The sequence below is a fragment of the Aurantiacibacter aquimixticola genome, from assembly GCF_003605475.1.
Taxonomy (GTDB): Bacteria; Pseudomonadota; Alphaproteobacteria; order Sphingomonadales; family Sphingomonadaceae; genus Alteraurantiacibacter; species Alteraurantiacibacter aquimixticola_B.
In genome coordinates this window covers 1,192,372-1,207,299 of sequence record NZ_RAHX01000001.1, presented here as the reverse complement: position 1 = coordinate 1,207,299, position 14,928 = coordinate 1,192,372, and the positions used below count along the sequence as shown (strand labels likewise).

Here is a 14,928-nt window from a genome sequence, read left to right as displayed (position 1 = left end):
ACCATGCGCCAGATGATGAACCCCCCGATTTCCATCCGCAAGATTGCCAGCAAGGTGATGATTGCCGCCACGGGCGCGGCGTTTCTGGCCGCATGCGCCACGACGCCGCCTCCGCCGCCGCCACCACCGCCTCCTCCCCCTCCGCCACCGCCCGTGGTGGAAGCGGTCCCCTATCGCCCGTTGCCGCCGCCTCAGGCCGCTTACTCGATGACCATTCCGCGGGAAGACGCTTTCGGCATCCGGCAGACGATCAACACCGCTTTGCCGGAGGATGAAGCGATCTGGCATTTTCGCGCCGGGTGGAACGTCGCGGCACTCAATTGTCAGCGTGATATCCATGCGCCGATCCTCGATGCGTATGGCGAAATGCTGCAGCAGGAAAACGACATCCTGCGCGGCGTGAACCAGCGCATCGATGCGCGTTTCCGCGAGGAGGCCGGTGGCGAACGCCGTGCGGGCATTCGCCTGCGCGAAGCGCATTCGACCGAACTTTACAATTACTACGCCTCGCCCGCCGCGCGCCGCTACCTCTGCGCCACCGCGCTCGATGTTGCAAACGAGTATCTGACCGCCCGGCCGGACAATTTCCCGCTTTTCGCGACGCAGGGTCTGCAGCGCTTCGAGATGGCGTTCGAGCAGTTCTACACCGCCTACGAGGCCTATCAGGTCGCCTCTTCCGAATGGGATGCCCGATACGGTGCGCGCTATGGCGGATCGCAGCCTGGCTGGGTCGCGATCTACGGCACGCCTGCGCAGCAGCAGGCCGCCGGTGTCGCCGTCACCGGCCTCGTGCCCGCCGATCCGGTCGTCGTGCCCGATCAGGAGACAGGGGCTGCCATCCCCGTGATTCCAGTCGACGATACGCAGAACCGCACACCGGTTGTGCAGCCACTGCCGGACGAGACCGTGGTCGTTCCCCCGGCCCCCGCCGAGGATGACGAGGCCAGCGAATAGATGCGATCGGGGGCGATCGGGCGGTTGACGTTTTTTGCCTTTCATCGCCCCGCGAGTCTCGCTAAGAGGCGCGCCTTCGCGGCGGTCCGACTGCTTGCGAGAAGGGACACTGGAACGGGGCCGTAGCTCAGTTGGGAGAGCGCGTCGTTCGCAATGACGAGGTCAGCGGTTCGATTCCGCTCGGCTCCACCAGTTTCCTCGCTTCGCTCGAAACCTGGTTCAGCTTGTTTCGTGCATCCGCATCCGCGGTTGCCTCCTCCCTGCTGCTCCCTCCGCTGCGCGACGGGGCAGGTCCGGGCGGCCGGTTGGCCTTTGCGGTTCGCTTGTCGCGAACCGGACGACAGGCTAGCGAAGATCACCAGACGGCCTGACAAGGCCGCAAGCGCGACTGCGCGCCCGCAGCCGACCCGCAGCGAAGCGAAGGGGTAGGCGAGGAAAGCCAAGGGGGCGGATGCCCCCGCCGGCATTTGAGGCTGAACAAAAGATGCATTTTCTCGACCAAGCCAAGATCTTTCTGAAATCCGGCGCTGGCGGACCGGGTGCGGTGTCGTTTCGGCGGGAGAAGTACATCGAATTCGGTGGCCCCGATGGCGGCAATGGCGGCAGGGGCGGCGATGTCGTCATTGTGGCGGTACCGGGCCTCAATACCTTGATCGACTTCCGTTACGCGCAGCATTTCAAAGCGAAACGTGGCGAGCACGGCATGGGCAAGGATCGCTTTGGCGCAGGCGCGGACGATCTCGTCATCGAAGTGCCCGTCGGCACGCAGGTCCTATCCGAGGACAAGGAAGAAGTTCTCGTCGACTTCACACATGAAGGCCAGCGCGAGGTGTTGTTGGAAGGCGGCATGGGCGGGCGTGGCAACGCGTCCTACAAGTCGTCCACCAATCGCGCGCCCCGCCAGCACCAGCCGGGCGAGCCGGGCGAGGAGATGTGGGTCTGGCTGCGGCTGAAACTGCTTGCCGATGTCGGCCTGGTCGGGCTGCCCAATGCGGGCAAATCGACCTTTATCAACGCCGTCTCCAATGCCGGGGCAAAGGTCGGCGATTACGCCTTTACCACGCTGATCCCCAAGCTCGGCGTGGTCACGCATAAGGGGCGCGAATTCGTACTGGCGGACATTCCCGGGCTGATCGAAGGCGCGGCGGAAGGCGCGGGCATCGGCGATCGCTTTCTCGGCCATATCGAACGGTGCCGCGTCCTGATCCACCTGATCGACATCGATGGCGAAGACCCCGCCGAAGCGATGCGCATCGTGGAGGAAGAGCTCGCCGCTTATGGCCAAGGCATAGAGGACAAGCCGCGACTGGTTGCGCTCAACAAGGTCGATCTGGCGGACGACGAACTGGCTGAAGCATTCGGCGACGAATTGAAGGCGGCGGGCGCAGATCAGGTGTTTCCCGTCTCCGGCGCTACGGGCGCGGGGATTGAAGCGCTGCTCGACGCGGTTCTCGGCTATCTTCCCGATCGCACGATGACGGAAAATCCCTCCGGCGATATCGATCAGGATGATTTCGCCGCCGAGGAGGATCGGCCGTGGTCTCCGCTCGGATAGGTCTGGTGAGCAGGCGGGCGATTGGCTAACGACGCGGGCGCAATGCCTATCCAGTCTCTTCTCGATTTTCGCGATCCGTCCATTTGCAAACGCTTGGTCATCAAGATCGGCAGCGCGCTGCTTGTCGATGCGACGGGGCAGGTCGAGGCGGAATGGTTGCGCACCATAGTCAATGAAATCGCCACCGCGCGCGAACTCGGCATCGAGGTCGTGGTGGTCTCCTCCGGTGCCATTGCCATCGGCGCGAAGAAGCTCGACTTCCCGGACGGTGGCAGGCGGACGCTGGCCGAGGCACAGGCATCGGCGTCAGTCGGACAGATCGAGCTTGCGTCGGTATGGTCGAAATTGTTGGCAGAGCGGCGGCTGGTGGCGGCACAGATGCTGCTGACGTTGGATGATTTCGAAAGCCGCCGTCGCTACCTCAATATCTCCGCCACCATCCGCAGATTGCTGAAAAGCGGCGTCGTGCCGGTGGTGAACGAGAACGACACGATTGCCACCGGAGAGATCAAGTTCGGCGACAATGATAGGCTGGCCGCGCGCGTGGCGCAGGCCTGCGATGCCGACGGGGTCATTTTGCTCACCGACGTGGACGGCCTTTATGATCGCCATCCGAACGATCCTGAGGCGGAGCGGCTAGCCGAGGTCCGCGGGATCACCGCGGAAATCCACGATATGGCGGATAGCGAATCCGGCTCAGGCGTCGGCACGGGCGGCATGACTGCCAAGCTGCTTGCCGCGGAAATCGCCGATCGCGCCGGGATCGCGTTAGCAATCCTGGATGGCCGTCCGGAAAATCCGCTCGCCCGAGCGATGGCGTCGCAGGCGGGCACGATCTTCGTTCCCCAACGCGAGGATAGCGGCCGCCGTGCTTGGATCGGCGGACGAATGCGCTTCAACGGCTCGCTGACGGTGGACGATGGCTGCGTGACTGCTCTGCGCGATGGCAACAGCGTGCTGGCCGCTGGCATCACGAGGGTCGCGGGCAATTTCAAACGCGGTGACATCATCCAGGTGCTGGACGTGGCCGGTCGCGAAATCGCCAAGGGTCTGGTCGAATATTCGGCCGACGATGTCGAAGCGATCATGGGCAAGCAGAGCGGAGAGCTGGAAGCCATACTCGGCCACGCGCCACGCTCCGCCGTCATCCACCGCGATCACCTGGTGATGATGTGACGATCGCTATCACCGGCGGCACGGGCTTTGTCGGGCAGGCAGTGCTCGATGAAGCTGCGCGCCGCGGCCGTGCGGTGCGGGCGCTGACCCGCCGCGAGCAAAAGCCGCGCGAGGGGGTGACCTGGGTGCGCGGCGATCTCGCCGCTACGGACGCCCTGCAGCAGCTTTGCGACGGTTCTGCTGCGGTCCTGCACATCGCGGGCGTGGTCAATGCGCCCGATGAGGCCAGCTTCCATGAAGGCAATGTCGTGGGCACGCAGAACGTCGTCGAAGCCGCGCGGCAGACCGGGACGAAGCGCGTCATCCATGTGTCCTCGCTCGCCGCGCGCGAGCCGTCGCTGTCGCAATACGGCCATTCGAAAAGGCTTGCCGAAGAGGTGGTGCAGGTGAGCGGCCTCGACTGGACTATCGTGCGGCCACCGGCGATCTTCGGGCCGCGTGACACGGAGATGTTCGAGCTGTTTCGCGCGGCGAAGTGGCGCTTCGTGCCGATGCCGCCCCCGGGACGGATGTCCGTCATTCATGTCGCGGATCTGGCGCGCTTGCTGCTGGATCTTACTCAGGCCGATGCACCGGACCGCATTTTCGAACCCGATGATGGCCGGCCCGGCGGGTGGTCGCATACCGATTTCGCCAAGTCGGTCGGGGCGGCGCTCGGCAAGGCCGTGTACGCGCCAGCGATGCCGGCGGGGCTGCTCTCAGCAGCGGCAAAGCTGGACCGGGCTTTGCGCGGCGCGAAAGCTAAGCTGACGCCGGATCGGGCGCGTTACATGGCACATCCCGACTGGGTATCCGACCCGGACAAGCATGTGCCCGCCGAACTGTGGCAGCCGCAGATCTCCACGCGCGACGGTCTCGCGCGAACGGCAGCTTGGTATCTTGAGCAGGAGTGGCTGTGATATAGCCACAGTGGGCAGGGGGACGTGCGATGGACTTCATGAAGATCATCAAGTCGCTGGAGCAGCTGCTCTACGAATTGATGGTATGGATCGTCTTCTACCCGCTCACCCTGTGGCGATCCATCGTCCATCCGCTGCGCCTGATGGATTATGCCGATGAGGAGCTCGCTGACGCGGAGGAGGATCGTTATTCAGATTCGCTCAGCCCGCCGATATTTCTCGCCATTTCGCTCGGCCTGATTCATATTTTCGAGCTGGCGCAAGGGCTGAATGTTGTCTCCGATGGCGTGTTTGCGGACGACCGCAATCTCATCGCTTTCCGCCTCGTTTTCTTCGCGCTGTTTCCCCTGATGCTTTCGCTTCGAATGTTGCGGGCGCAAGGCCGGTCCCTGGATCGAAACACGCTGCGCCTGCCATTTTACGCACAATGCTTCGTCGCAGCGCCGTTCGCTCTGGGTTGGGATGTAGGGATTCTGTTCATTGCCGCGGAGCAGAGAGTGGTAGGCCTGTTTGTCATGGCGGCGGTGAGTGCCTGGTATCTCTGGGTGCAATCGGCCTGGTTCGCGCGGATGCTGGGCGTCGGCCGCGCGCGCGGCGGTCTGCACGCCCTGCGCGGTTTCGGCCTGGCTCTCGTGCTTGGCTCGCTGCTTTCGCTAGCCGTCGCCGGCCTTTAGAGAAACGGCTCCACGCCGGGCGCGTGAATGCCGCATTCGGTCTTGTCCCAGCCGCGCCAGCGCCCGGCTCGGGCATCTTCGCCCGGCTTGACCGGGGAAGTGCAGGGTGCGCAGCCGACCGAGAGGAAACCTTCTGTCTCCAGCGGATGCCGAGGAAGATCGCGCTCGAGGAAATACGCCTCGAGATCGTCCTTCGTCCAGTCGCCGAGTGGATTGAGCTTGAGCCGCCCATCCTCGAGCTCGAAGCGGGGAATGTTCTGCCGGGTATGCGACTGGAACGCCTTGCGGCCCGAAATCCAGGCGTCGAGGCCTGATTTGGCGCGCGCGAGCGGCTCTACCTTGCGGATCGCGCAGCATCCATCGGGATCGTATGACCAGCGAAGGCCGTTCTCGTCCTTCTCGGCGAGCGTCTCCGGGTCGGGCGTTACCACGCTCGCATTCTCGATGCCGAGCCGCTCGATCAGCGTGTCGCGATAGGCGAGCGTCTCGGCAAACATCTTCAGCGTATCGACGAAGATGACGGGAATGTTCGGGTCCGCTCGCGCCACGAGATCGAGCAGCACGGCGCTCTCGGTGCCGAAACTGGATACGACCGCGATTTCGCCAAGCTCGCCTTCCGCAAACAGCGTCCGGAGCATTTCGAGCGCGCCGACACCTGCGAAACGCGCATTGAGTGCGTCCGCATCGGCCTGCGTGAACGCCGGGGCTGTGTCGATGACGTCCAGCTCGCGGGCCGAGTCAGCCATGCCGGAGCTTCCAGATGGGCACCGCCGCGTCGGCAGCGGCCTGGTAATCGTGCGGAAAGCGGTCGAGCGCGGCTTGAACATCGCTCTCCTCCAGCGGGCGCTCGGGCGCGAAACTGTCGAATCCGCAGCGGCGCATATAGGCGATCTGGTCGACCAGCACATCGCCCACGGCGCGCAGCTCGCCGGTATAGCCATGCTCGCGTAGCAGGCGCGCTGCGGAATATCCGCGGCCATCTGCGAAAGTCGGAAAGTTTACCTCGACGAGGCGGATACGCGCGAGATGCGGCAGCAAATCGCGGGCATTATCGCCCGGTTCGATGCGCACTGCGGCGGCATCGTCCTGCGCCAGGAAGGCGTCGACCGTCACCTGCGCTGCATCGGCCGCCTCGTCATTGCGATAGCGCAGCTGGACCTCGTCTCGCCCGGTGCCGAGACCGCCTTCCGCGGGAAGCTGGGCATCAGCCATAAAGCGCCTCCTTGAATGTCGCCATGCCGACGCGGCGATAGGTGTCGAGAAAGCGCTCTCCCTCCTGTCGCTCGGCGAGATAGGTGTCGGCAACGGTTTCCACTGCGGCGACAATGCCCGCTTCATCGAAGCCCGGACCAGTGATTTTTGCGAGCGAGACATCCTCCGCCTCGCTGCCGCCGAGCAGCAATTGGTAATTCTCGACGCCTTTCCGGTCGACGCCGAGAATGCCGATATGGCCGGCATGGTGGTGTCCGCAGGCGTTGATGCAGCCCGATATCTTCAGCTTCAGCTCGCCCAACGTATCGCCCTTGCCGCTGGCATCGAAACGCTCGGCAATGCGCTGCGCCACCGGAATCGAGCGGGCATTAGCAAGGCTGCAATAATCGAGGCCGGGGCAGGCGATGATGTCGCCGATCTGGTCCAGATTGGGCGTGCCAAGGCCCGCCGCCTCCAGCTTCGTCCAGAGCTCTTGAAGGCGGCCGATTTCGACATGCGGCAGCACGATATTCTGGGTGTGCAGCACCCGGCACTCGTCGAAGCTGTATTCCTTGGCGAGGTCCGCCATCAGCTGCATCTGCTGCGCCGTAGCGTCACCGGGGATACCGCCGACCGGCTTCAGGCTGATGACGGCGGAAACGTAGCCAGGTGCCTTGTGTGGCTGGCAATTGCGATCGACCCAGAGCGCGAAGTCCGGATCGCCGCGATCTGCGCGTTCGGTGAGGCCGGTGGCGAAAGCAGGCGGCGCGAAGAACGCCTTGATCCGCTCCATCTCTGCCAGCGGCGATTCGACGCCCTGTTCCAGCAGATGCGCGAATTCTTCTTCCACCTGACGCGCATATTCTTCCGCACCCATTTCGTGGACCAGGATCTTGATGCGCGCCTTGTACTTGTTGTCCCGTCGGCCATGACGATTGTAGACGCGCAGGCACGCCTCGGCATAAGTGACCAGCTGGTCGATGGGCACGAAATCGCGGATCAGCGGAGCGATCATCGGGGTGCGACCCATGCCGCCGCCGACGTAGAATTGCGCGCCGATTTCTCCCTCACGCTCGACGATGCGGATGCCGATATCGTGCAGGCGCATCGCTGCGCGATCCTTCGCCGACGCGATCACGGCAATCTTGAACTTGCGCGGCAGATAGCTGAATTCCGGGTGAAAGCTGGACCACTGGCGCAGCAGTTCGGCATAGGGGCGGGGGTCCACCACCTCGTCTGCCGTAGCGCCGGCGAAATGATCGGAGCTGATATTACGAATGCAATTGCCGCTGGTCTGGATGGCATGCATCTCCACCTCGGCAAGATCGGCGAGGATGTCCGCCGCTTCCTCCAGCTTGATCCAATTGTACTGGATATTCTGGCGCGTGGTAAAGTGACCGTAGCCCTTGTCATACTTGTCGGCGATGTCCGCCAGCGCATGCATCTGGCGCGAGTTAAGCGTGCCGTAGGGAATAGCGACGCGCAGCATATAGGCGTGCAGCTGCAAATAGAGCCCGTTCATCAGCCGCAGCGGCTTGAACTGGTCTTCGGTCAGCTTGCCGTCCAGGCGGCGCTGCGCCTGATCGCGGAATTCTTCGACGCGGGCATCGACCATCGCCTGATCGTATTTATCGTATTGGTACATCAGATCACCCAGTCCCAGCCGCGCTCTTCGGCAGCCTTATATGCAAGATCGGGGCGCACGGTCGGGCCGAGCGCGCGAACGCGGTCCTTGATATGCGCCGGGCGCGGGCCTTCCTCGCTGGCTTCGGCATCGAGTGCGTAGGCCGAATTGACGCGGCGGGCGGCTTCCTCGCGGGCGAGAATATCCACCGCATCGTCTCCGGCATCGACGGCGTCGCCGATATGCGGGGACCAGCCTCGGCCATCCCACCAGACCACCGCGCCGGTTTTCAGATCATTCCCTGTCAGTATTTTCATGCAGCGAGCTCCTTCGCGAGCGCTGCGACGGCCCCGTCGACGCGCGCTGTCACCTCGCCGATGACTATGAGCGCCGGGCTCTTCACCGCCTCGGCCTCGACCAGATCGGGCAGGGCGGCAAGCGGGCCGCGCAGCACGCGCATTTCCGGGCGGCAAGCGTTCTCGATCACCGCGAGCGGCATGTCGGGCGCGAGACCGTCTGCCATCAGCTTTTCGGCGATCTGCGGCGCGGTCTTCACGCCCATATAGATGACGAGCGTGCGACCCTTCCCGGCAAGGCCCGCCCAGTCCTGATCGGAAAGGCCCTTGCACTGGCCGGCAACGAAGCTGACGATGCTGGCGCTTTCGCGATGAGTGAGGGCGATGCCCGATGCGGCGGCGGCGCCATTGGCAGCGGAGATCCCGGGCACGATCTCGACGCTAATGCCCTCAGCCTGTGCCGCCTCCATCTCTTCCCCGCCGCGCCCGAAGACGAACGGATCGCCGCCCTTCAGTCGGACCACATCGCGCCCGGCGCGCGCTTCGCGCACCAGTAGGGCGTTGATGTCGTCCTGCGGCAGCGTGTGCTTCGATCGCTGCTTGGCGACCGAGATTAGCCTTGCGTCAGCGCGGGCAAGCGCGAGTATGGCCGGATCGACCAGGCCATCATGGACGATGAGCCGCGCGCTCTGGATAAGCCGCGCCGCGCGCAGCGTCAGCAGGTCCGGATCGCCCGGTCCTGCGCCGACAAGATAGATGGTGCCACTTTGCATGGCAGACGAGATGCGCGGGCGCGGCTTCGCTCGCCAGCGAGAATGCTTTGCCCACTATGTAGGTGAGCTTTAGTTGCTCTCGGCAGGCCCCTTGTCGCCGCCGTCCGCTTTGCCCGAAACCCGCTGCGAAATGGCGGCGACGAGCTGCTGGAATTCCTCGTTTCCGCGCAGATTGAGATCGCGCTGGGGGAAGGGAATTTCGATATCGTTTTCCTGAAACAGATCCCACAATGTGTTCAGCACTTCGGACTTCACATTGCCCACGCCCATTTCCGGGTCGTTGATCCAGCAATGGATTATGAAGTTGACGCTGCTGTCACCATATTCGGCCATCCAGACGGTGGGCGCGGGGCTTTTCAGCACGCGTTTGCAGGCCTTCGCCGCATCGAGCATCAGCTTTTGCGACAGCTTCATGTCGCAGCCATAGCTGACACCCACGGGCACCTGCATGCGCACCTTGCGACTGGAATAGGACCAGTTCTCGACCTGGTTGATCATAAGATTTTCATTCGGGATCAGATATTCGCGCTCATCGCGGGTGGTGATCGAAACAGCGCGGATGCCGATCTTGCGGATCTGTCCGAAAGTTTCATTGCCCGCCTGATCGGCAATGTTGATCACGTCGCCCGGTTTGATCGACTTGTCCATCAACAGGATGATCCCCGCGATCAGGTTACCGAAGGTTTTCTGCAGACCGAAGCCGATGGCGAGGCCGAATGCGCCGGAGAACACCGCAAGAGCGGTGAGATCGATGCCGAGAATGTCGATCCCGATCAGGATCGCAATCGCCCATAGCGCAACGGTCAGCACCTTCTCGGCCAGCAGGCGCTGCGACACGTCGAGCTTCGTCGCGCGTTTCAGGCCGGACTTGGCGAGCGCGGTGGTGATCCGCGCGAATAGAAAAATGCCGAGGATGACGAGAACGACAACGAGGACAGTCCACACGGAAAAGCGCGTGTCCATGACGGTGAAGCCCCACGCATCGAGTTGCTCGATCAGGCTACCAACTGTCGGTGTCGTATCGGCGACGGCCTCCTTCAGCGCTTCGGCGCCCTCGGCAGCCTCTGCCGCGGGGTTTTCCTCCGGTGTCGCAGTCTCGCCGCCGCTCTGTGCCGACTGGTCGCCCGAAGCGTTCTCATCGGCGGCCTCGACGGGATTTGCCATTTCTGTCGGTATTGCAGCACTAGCGCTCATATTGTCCCCATTTCGGCAAATCCGCGTTCCAGGTCGCGGATCAGGTCTTCGGGGTCTTCTAGACCGATGGCGAGCCGCGCGCCAAGCCCGCTTCCGTTATCGACACTTTCCGGCCAGGCGGAGAAATCACGAGTGCGTCCGGGGTCGACCGGGATGACCAGGCTTTCATAGCCGCCCCAGCTGAAGCCGATCCCGAACAGATCGAGCGCGTCGATGAAGCGTGCGCGGGCCTTCTTGTCTGCATCGGCGAAGACGAAACTGAACAGCCCGCACCCGCCGGTGAAGTCGCGCTGCCACAAATCGTGTCCCGGCGCACCGGGCAGCATCGGGCACAGAACGGCGGAAACCTGGGGTTGCTGCGCCAGCCATTCGGCAACCTCAAGCGCGCTTGAGGTGGTTCTGGCGAGCCTGATCGCCATCGTTCGCAATCCGCGGAGAGCCAGCGCGGCATCGTCGGGCGACACGACCTGTCCCATATATTGCGAGTGCAGGCGGATGCGCTCGATCAGCGGCTTTGCAGCAGCGACGCTTCCCATCATCAGGTCCGAATGCCCGCCCACATGCTTCGTAAGAGACATGATCGAGACGTCGCAACCATGCTGTAGCGGCGCGAAGCCAAGTGGAGATGCCCAGGTGTTGTCGATCGCTGTCAGCACGCCATGCTTTTTTGCAATGGCGGTCAGGGCCGGGGCGTCGCACACTTCCATCGTCAGGCTGCCCGGGCTTTCGAGCATTGCGAGCTTTGTCCGCTCAGAAATCGCTGCGGCAAAGGCATCGGGGTCGAGCGGATCGAAAGTGCGCATCGTCACGCCGAGGCGTTTCAGCATGCCGGCCGCGATGGAGCGTGTCGGTTCATAGGCGTTGTCGGTGAGCAGCAATTCGTCGCCGGGTTGGAGCAGCGCCAGCAGGGTCGCTGCGATGGCGGCGACGCCGCTCGGAAACAGCTCCGTCCCCTCCGCGCCCGGCTCCAGTTCGGTCAGCGCAGCGCACAGCGACCACTGCGTCGGGCCGCCGCGCCTGCCGTAATAGAAATGCCCGTCGGCATTCGGCCTGCCTTTCGCCAGGTCGGCGGTGTCCTCGTAAAGATGCGTGCTGCCGCGCCAGACCGGCGGATTGACCATGCCGCCCGGTTGCCCTTCGAGCGAGGTCCATTCAGGGCATCGGCCCGCTTCGACCACCCGGGTCGCCGGTCTGCGCTTTTCACCGCTCATCGCGCCGCTCCCGTTTCGACGGGCAGGGAAGGATCCGCCCCCCACTCGCTCCAGCTGCCATCGTAGATCGCGCCATGATCATGGCCCAGCAAATGATGCGCAAACAGGACGACCGACGCGGTCATCCCGCTACCGCACGTCGTGACGAGCGGCGCGGCGGGATCGATGCTCGCTCTGGCAAACGCCGCGGCGAGTTCGTCGCGGGAGCGGAAGCTGCCATCCTCGTTCAGCAGGTCGCGGAAGAAGAGGTTGCGTGCGCCGGGAATGTGGCCGCCCGGAAGACCGTGAACGGCATCCTCGATCGAACCGCAAAAGCGTTCGGCATCGCGAGCATCGACGACCTGCTCGGCACGCCTTTCGATGTTCGCGAGCATCTCGGCCTTGCTCCGCACCTTCTTTCGGTTCGAGAGGTGGGTAGAGACGGAGACGGGTTCTGCGCTGCTGGGGCCGCTCGCGATCGGACGCCCTGCCGCGCGCCACGCGGCGAAGTGGCAATCCAGAACGCGCACATCGCGCCATCCGGCCGTGCGAAGGATAAACCACGCGCGACAGGCGCTGCGTATCGCGCTGTCATCGTAGAGAACGATGCGCGTATCGGCCGCTACGCCGAGATTGGCCATTCGATCGGCGATCTGCGCATCGGTCGGAAGTGCTGAAGGAACGCTCGAGTTCGTGTCGACAAGCGTGTCCAGATCGAGGAAGCGCGCGCCCGCGATATGCGCTCGGCCAAATTCTGCGCTCGCCTTCCGGTCGGCATTGGGCAGATGCTTGCTTGCACCGAGAACGACAAGGTCCGGCGAACCCAGAAGCGGCTCAAGCTCTTCGGCGGAAATCAGGCTCTGCATCCGACAGGCCTAGACCGCGGCGTGTTCAAGGACAATCGCGGCAAGCTCCGGATGAATCGAGATCCGCCCTGCAATGGCGAGGGGCTCCAGGTTGCCCTCGCCGTCGGCAGGCTGCCCTCCGATCCGGAAGTCGCGCCGGATAGGTATGATTCCCGCCGCTATGATCCGAAAGCGGGCAAGCACGAAGCGGGGCTCGCTCGCCTCTTCGACGGGCCAACCGTCGCGTGGGATATTCCATTCACTCGAGATCGGATGCTCCTCTCCGGGCGCGCTGATATAGAGCTTGTGCAGCTTGGCGTTCGCCGATGTCGGGCCGGGTGCGATTGGACGAGGTGCATCCTCTAGCACCATGTCGCTCCACACTCGCATTGCCACGATAGGCCGTTCCCCGACATTGCGCACGGCCAGACGCCAGTTCAGCAGAATGCGCGCGGGGCCGAGCGAAAGCCGCGCGGGCGCGAATTCCAGCTCCAGTGCGGCGGGTTCTTCCGCGAAGGTCTCGCTATCCTCCATACGCGCAGCTTTACGCTCGGCCCTTGCCCTTGCAAGCCGCACGCGCCATTTGCCGGGGCATGAGCGACACCGACACTTCCGGCCAGCCGAAATTCCTCGGCCAGCAAACCGCGCTTCCGGCATCACCGGACGACGCTACTCTCGATTACGTGCCGAATCCGCGCACGGGCGAGCTTTTTCTCGTGCGGTTCGCCGCGCCCGAATTTACCTCGCTCTGCCCGGTCACCGGCGCGCCCGATTTCGCCCATCTCGTGATCGACTACGCACCTGGCCAGACCATTGTGGAGAGCAAGAGCCTCAAGCTCTTCCTCGGCAGTTTTCGCAATCATAACGGGTTTCACGAGGATGTGACGGTCGGCATCGGCCAGCGTCTCTTCTCCGAAATGCAGCCGAAATGGCTCCGCATCGGGGGTTACTGGTATCCGCGCGGCGGTATTCCGATCGACGTGTTCTGGCAGAGCGGCGCTCCGCCCGAAGGACTATGGCTGCCCGATCAGGGCGTCGCGCCTTATCGCGGGCGCGGTTGAGGCAGCGCACCGCTTGCCTTGTGAAGCGGCCATCGGATAGGAGCGCGCAAGCGCCCGTCCGGTGCTTTCCCCATGCTTAGGAGTTGATTTAAGATGCATATTGTCATGATCGGCACAGGTTATGTCGGCCTGGTTTCAGGTTCGTGCTTTTCCGATTTCGGGCACCGCGTGACATGCGTCGACAAGGACCAGTCCAAGATCGACGCTCTGCTGAATGGTGAAATCCCGATTTTCGAGCCCGGCCTGGACGAGCTTGTCGCCAAGAATGTGGAGGCGGGCCGCCTGTCCTTCACCATGAATTTGAGCGAAGCACTGGACGACGCCGATGCGGTCTTCATCGCGGTGGGGACACCGTCGCGCCGCGGGGATGGGCATGCGGACCTTTCCTATGTCTATGCCGCCGCCAAGGAAATGGCGCCGCTGCTGCGCGATGGCGTGGTCGTTGTCGATAAGTCTACCGTACCCGTCGGTACGGGCGACGAGGTCGAACGGATCATCGGCGAGGAAGCGCCCGGCCTGAAATTCTCCGTCGCGTCGAATCCCGAATTCCTGCGCGAAGGCGCGGCGATCGACGATTTCAAGCGTCCGGACCGCGTGGTGATCGGCGTTAACGACGATCATGCCGAGGAGGTGCTGCAGGCGATCTATCGCCCGCTCACCCGCAATGATGCGCCGCTCATCGCCATGAGCCGCCGCGGGGCCGAGCTGACCAAATATGCGGGGAACGCCTTCCTCGCGACCAAAATCGGCTTCATCAACGAGATCGCGGACCTGTGCGAGCGGGTGGGCGCAGATGTGAATGACGTGGCAAAGGGCATCGGCCTCGATACCCGTATCGGCAATCGCTTCCTGCAGCCGGGCCCCGGCTATGGCGGGTCATGCTTCCCCAAGGACACGCTCGCCCTCCTCAAGACCGGGCAGGATTTCGAGGCTCCGCTGCGGATTGTCGAGAGCGTGGTGACGAGCAACGACAACCGCAAGCGCTCCATGGGCCGCAAGGTGATCAACGCGATGGGCGGCGGGGAGCAGCATGGCAAGACGGTCGGCGTGCTCGGCCTGACCTTCAAGGCCAACACGGACGACATGCGCGACAGCCCGGCGATCAGCATCGTGCAGACACTGCAGGATGCGGGCATCACCGTGCGCGCTTACGATCCCGAAGGCATGGAACAGGCCAAGAAGGTGATCGACAATGTCACCTATTGCGAAGACCCTTATGCCGCGCTCGACGGTGCGGACGCGGCGGTGATCGTTACCGAATGGGACACGTTCCGCGCGCTCGACCTGGATCGTGTGAAATCGCTGCTGAAGACGCCGTTGCTGGTAGACCTCCGCAACCTCTACAGCCGCAAGGACGTGGAGGAGCACGGTTTCACCTATGTGGCGGTGGGGCGGTGAATGGTGCCGGCTGGAGGATTCGAACCCCCGGCCTGATGATTACAAATCAACTGCTCTACCACCTGAGCTAAGCCGGCATATTCTTTGCCCTACCGCGT

16 protein-coding genes and 2 tRNA genes are annotated in these 14,928 nt (G+C 63.5%); 8 read left to right on the top strand and 10 right to left on the bottom strand.

Going from position 1 to position 14,928, the window contains the following annotated elements:
• The first annotated feature begins 12 nt into the window (after positions 1-12).
• The 6 genes from D6201_RS12930 to D6201_RS06080 all read left to right on the top strand — a co-directional run bounded on the left by D6201_RS12930 (position 13) and on the right by D6201_RS06080 (position 5,258).
• The gene (locus D6201_RS12930; RefSeq protein WP_206781624.1) at positions 13-954 is read left to right on the top strand and encodes a hypothetical protein; all 942 of its coding nucleotides are present in this window, start codon (positions 13-15) and stop codon (positions 952-954) included.
• A 116-nt stretch (positions 955-1,070) separates the two neighbouring features.
• Positions 1,071-1,146 (top strand) — tRNA-Ala (locus tag D6201_RS06100).
• 292 nt (positions 1,147-1,438) lie between these two features.
• Entirely contained in the window at positions 1,439-2,509 is a 1,071-nt protein-coding gene (gene obgE, locus D6201_RS06095; RefSeq protein WP_120048001.1) for a GTPase ObgE, read from the top strand.
• Positions 2,510-2,530: 21 nt separating this feature from the next.
• A complete protein-coding gene (gene proB, locus D6201_RS06090) occupies positions 2,531-3,685 on the top strand; it encodes a glutamate 5-kinase (RefSeq protein WP_340137523.1) in 1,155 nt (384 codons plus the stop codon).
• Complete coding sequence (locus D6201_RS06085) at positions 3,682-4,584, top strand: NAD-dependent epimerase/dehydratase family protein (RefSeq protein ID WP_120047999.1); 903 nt, start codon at positions 3,682-3,684, stop codon at positions 4,582-4,584. Before proB ends, D6201_RS06085 begins: the two co-directional genes overlap by 4 nt.
• Before the next feature lie 38 nt (positions 4,585-4,622).
• A complete protein-coding gene (locus tag D6201_RS06080; RefSeq protein ID WP_133303955.1) occupies positions 4,623-5,258 on the top strand; it encodes a hypothetical protein in 636 nt (211 codons plus the stop codon).
• Here D6201_RS06080 and D6201_RS06075 read toward each other — a convergent pair.
• The 9 genes from D6201_RS06075 to D6201_RS06035 all read right to left on the bottom strand — a co-directional run bounded on the left by D6201_RS06075 (position 5,255) and on the right by D6201_RS06035 (position 12,905).
• Positions 5,255-6,004, bottom strand: coding sequence for a phosphoadenylyl-sulfate reductase (locus D6201_RS06075; RefSeq protein ID WP_120047997.1), 750 nt, complete (start codon positions 6,002-6,004; stop codon positions 5,255-5,257). The genes D6201_RS06080 and D6201_RS06075 overlap by 4 nt on opposite strands.
• Entirely contained in the window at positions 5,997-6,470 is a 474-nt protein-coding gene (locus tag D6201_RS06070) for a DUF934 domain-containing protein (protein ID WP_120047996.1), read from the bottom strand. Before D6201_RS06070 ends, D6201_RS06075 begins: the two co-directional genes overlap by 8 nt.
• Positions 6,463-8,094, bottom strand: a complete 1,632-nt coding sequence (locus D6201_RS06065) for a nitrite/sulfite reductase (RefSeq protein WP_120047995.1) — start codon at positions 8,092-8,094, stop codon at positions 6,463-6,465. The genes D6201_RS06070 and D6201_RS06065 overlap by 8 nt, the downstream gene beginning before the upstream one ends.
• Positions 8,094-8,390 carry a DUF2849 domain-containing protein gene (locus D6201_RS06060; protein WP_120047994.1) on the bottom strand — a complete coding sequence of 99 codons (297 nt, stop codon included), beginning with the start codon at positions 8,388-8,390 and terminating at the stop codon, positions 8,094-8,096. The genes D6201_RS06065 and D6201_RS06060 overlap by 1 nt, the downstream gene beginning before the upstream one ends.
• A complete protein-coding gene (gene cobA, locus D6201_RS06055; RefSeq protein WP_120047993.1) occupies positions 8,387-9,142 on the bottom strand; it encodes a uroporphyrinogen-III C-methyltransferase in 756 nt (251 codons plus the stop codon). Before cobA ends, D6201_RS06060 begins: the two co-directional genes overlap by 4 nt.
• A 69-nt stretch (positions 9,143-9,211) precedes the next feature.
• Complete coding sequence (locus tag D6201_RS06050; protein WP_242447450.1) at positions 9,212-10,336, bottom strand: mechanosensitive ion channel family protein; 1,125 nt, start codon at positions 10,334-10,336, stop codon at positions 9,212-9,214.
• Positions 10,333-11,547 (bottom strand): cystathionine beta-lyase, encoded by a 1,215-nt coding sequence (metC, locus tag D6201_RS06045; protein ID WP_120047991.1) that lies wholly within the window; start codon positions 11,545-11,547, stop codon positions 10,333-10,335. Before metC ends, D6201_RS06050 begins: the two co-directional genes overlap by 4 nt.
• Positions 11,544-12,392, bottom strand: coding sequence for a sulfurtransferase (locus D6201_RS06040; protein WP_120047990.1), 849 nt, complete (start codon positions 12,390-12,392; stop codon positions 11,544-11,546). Before D6201_RS06040 ends, metC begins: the two co-directional genes overlap by 4 nt.
• Before the next feature lie 9 nt (positions 12,393-12,401).
• Positions 12,402-12,905, bottom strand: coding sequence for a hypothetical protein (locus D6201_RS06035; protein WP_120047989.1), 504 nt, complete (start codon positions 12,903-12,905; stop codon positions 12,402-12,404).
• A gap of 59 nt (positions 12,906-12,964) precedes the next feature.
• Here D6201_RS06035 and queF point away from each other — a divergent pair, with 59 nt between their 5' ends.
• Together queF and D6201_RS06025 are read left to right on the top strand one after the other, a co-directional pair.
• The gene (gene queF / locus D6201_RS06030) at positions 12,965-13,432 is read left to right on the top strand and encodes a preQ(1) synthase (protein ID WP_120047988.1); all 468 of its coding nucleotides are present in this window, start codon (positions 12,965-12,967) and stop codon (positions 13,430-13,432) included.
• 93 nt (positions 13,433-13,525) lie between these two features.
• Positions 13,526-14,830, top strand: a complete 1,305-nt coding sequence (locus D6201_RS06025; RefSeq protein WP_120047987.1) for a UDP-glucose dehydrogenase family protein — start codon at positions 13,526-13,528, stop codon at positions 14,828-14,830.
• A gap of 1 nt (position 14,831) precedes the next feature.
• Here D6201_RS06025 and D6201_RS06020 read toward each other — a convergent pair.
• Positions 14,832-14,907: transfer RNA gene (locus D6201_RS06020), tRNA-Thr, on the bottom strand.
• Positions 14,908-14,928 lie beyond the last annotated feature (21 nt).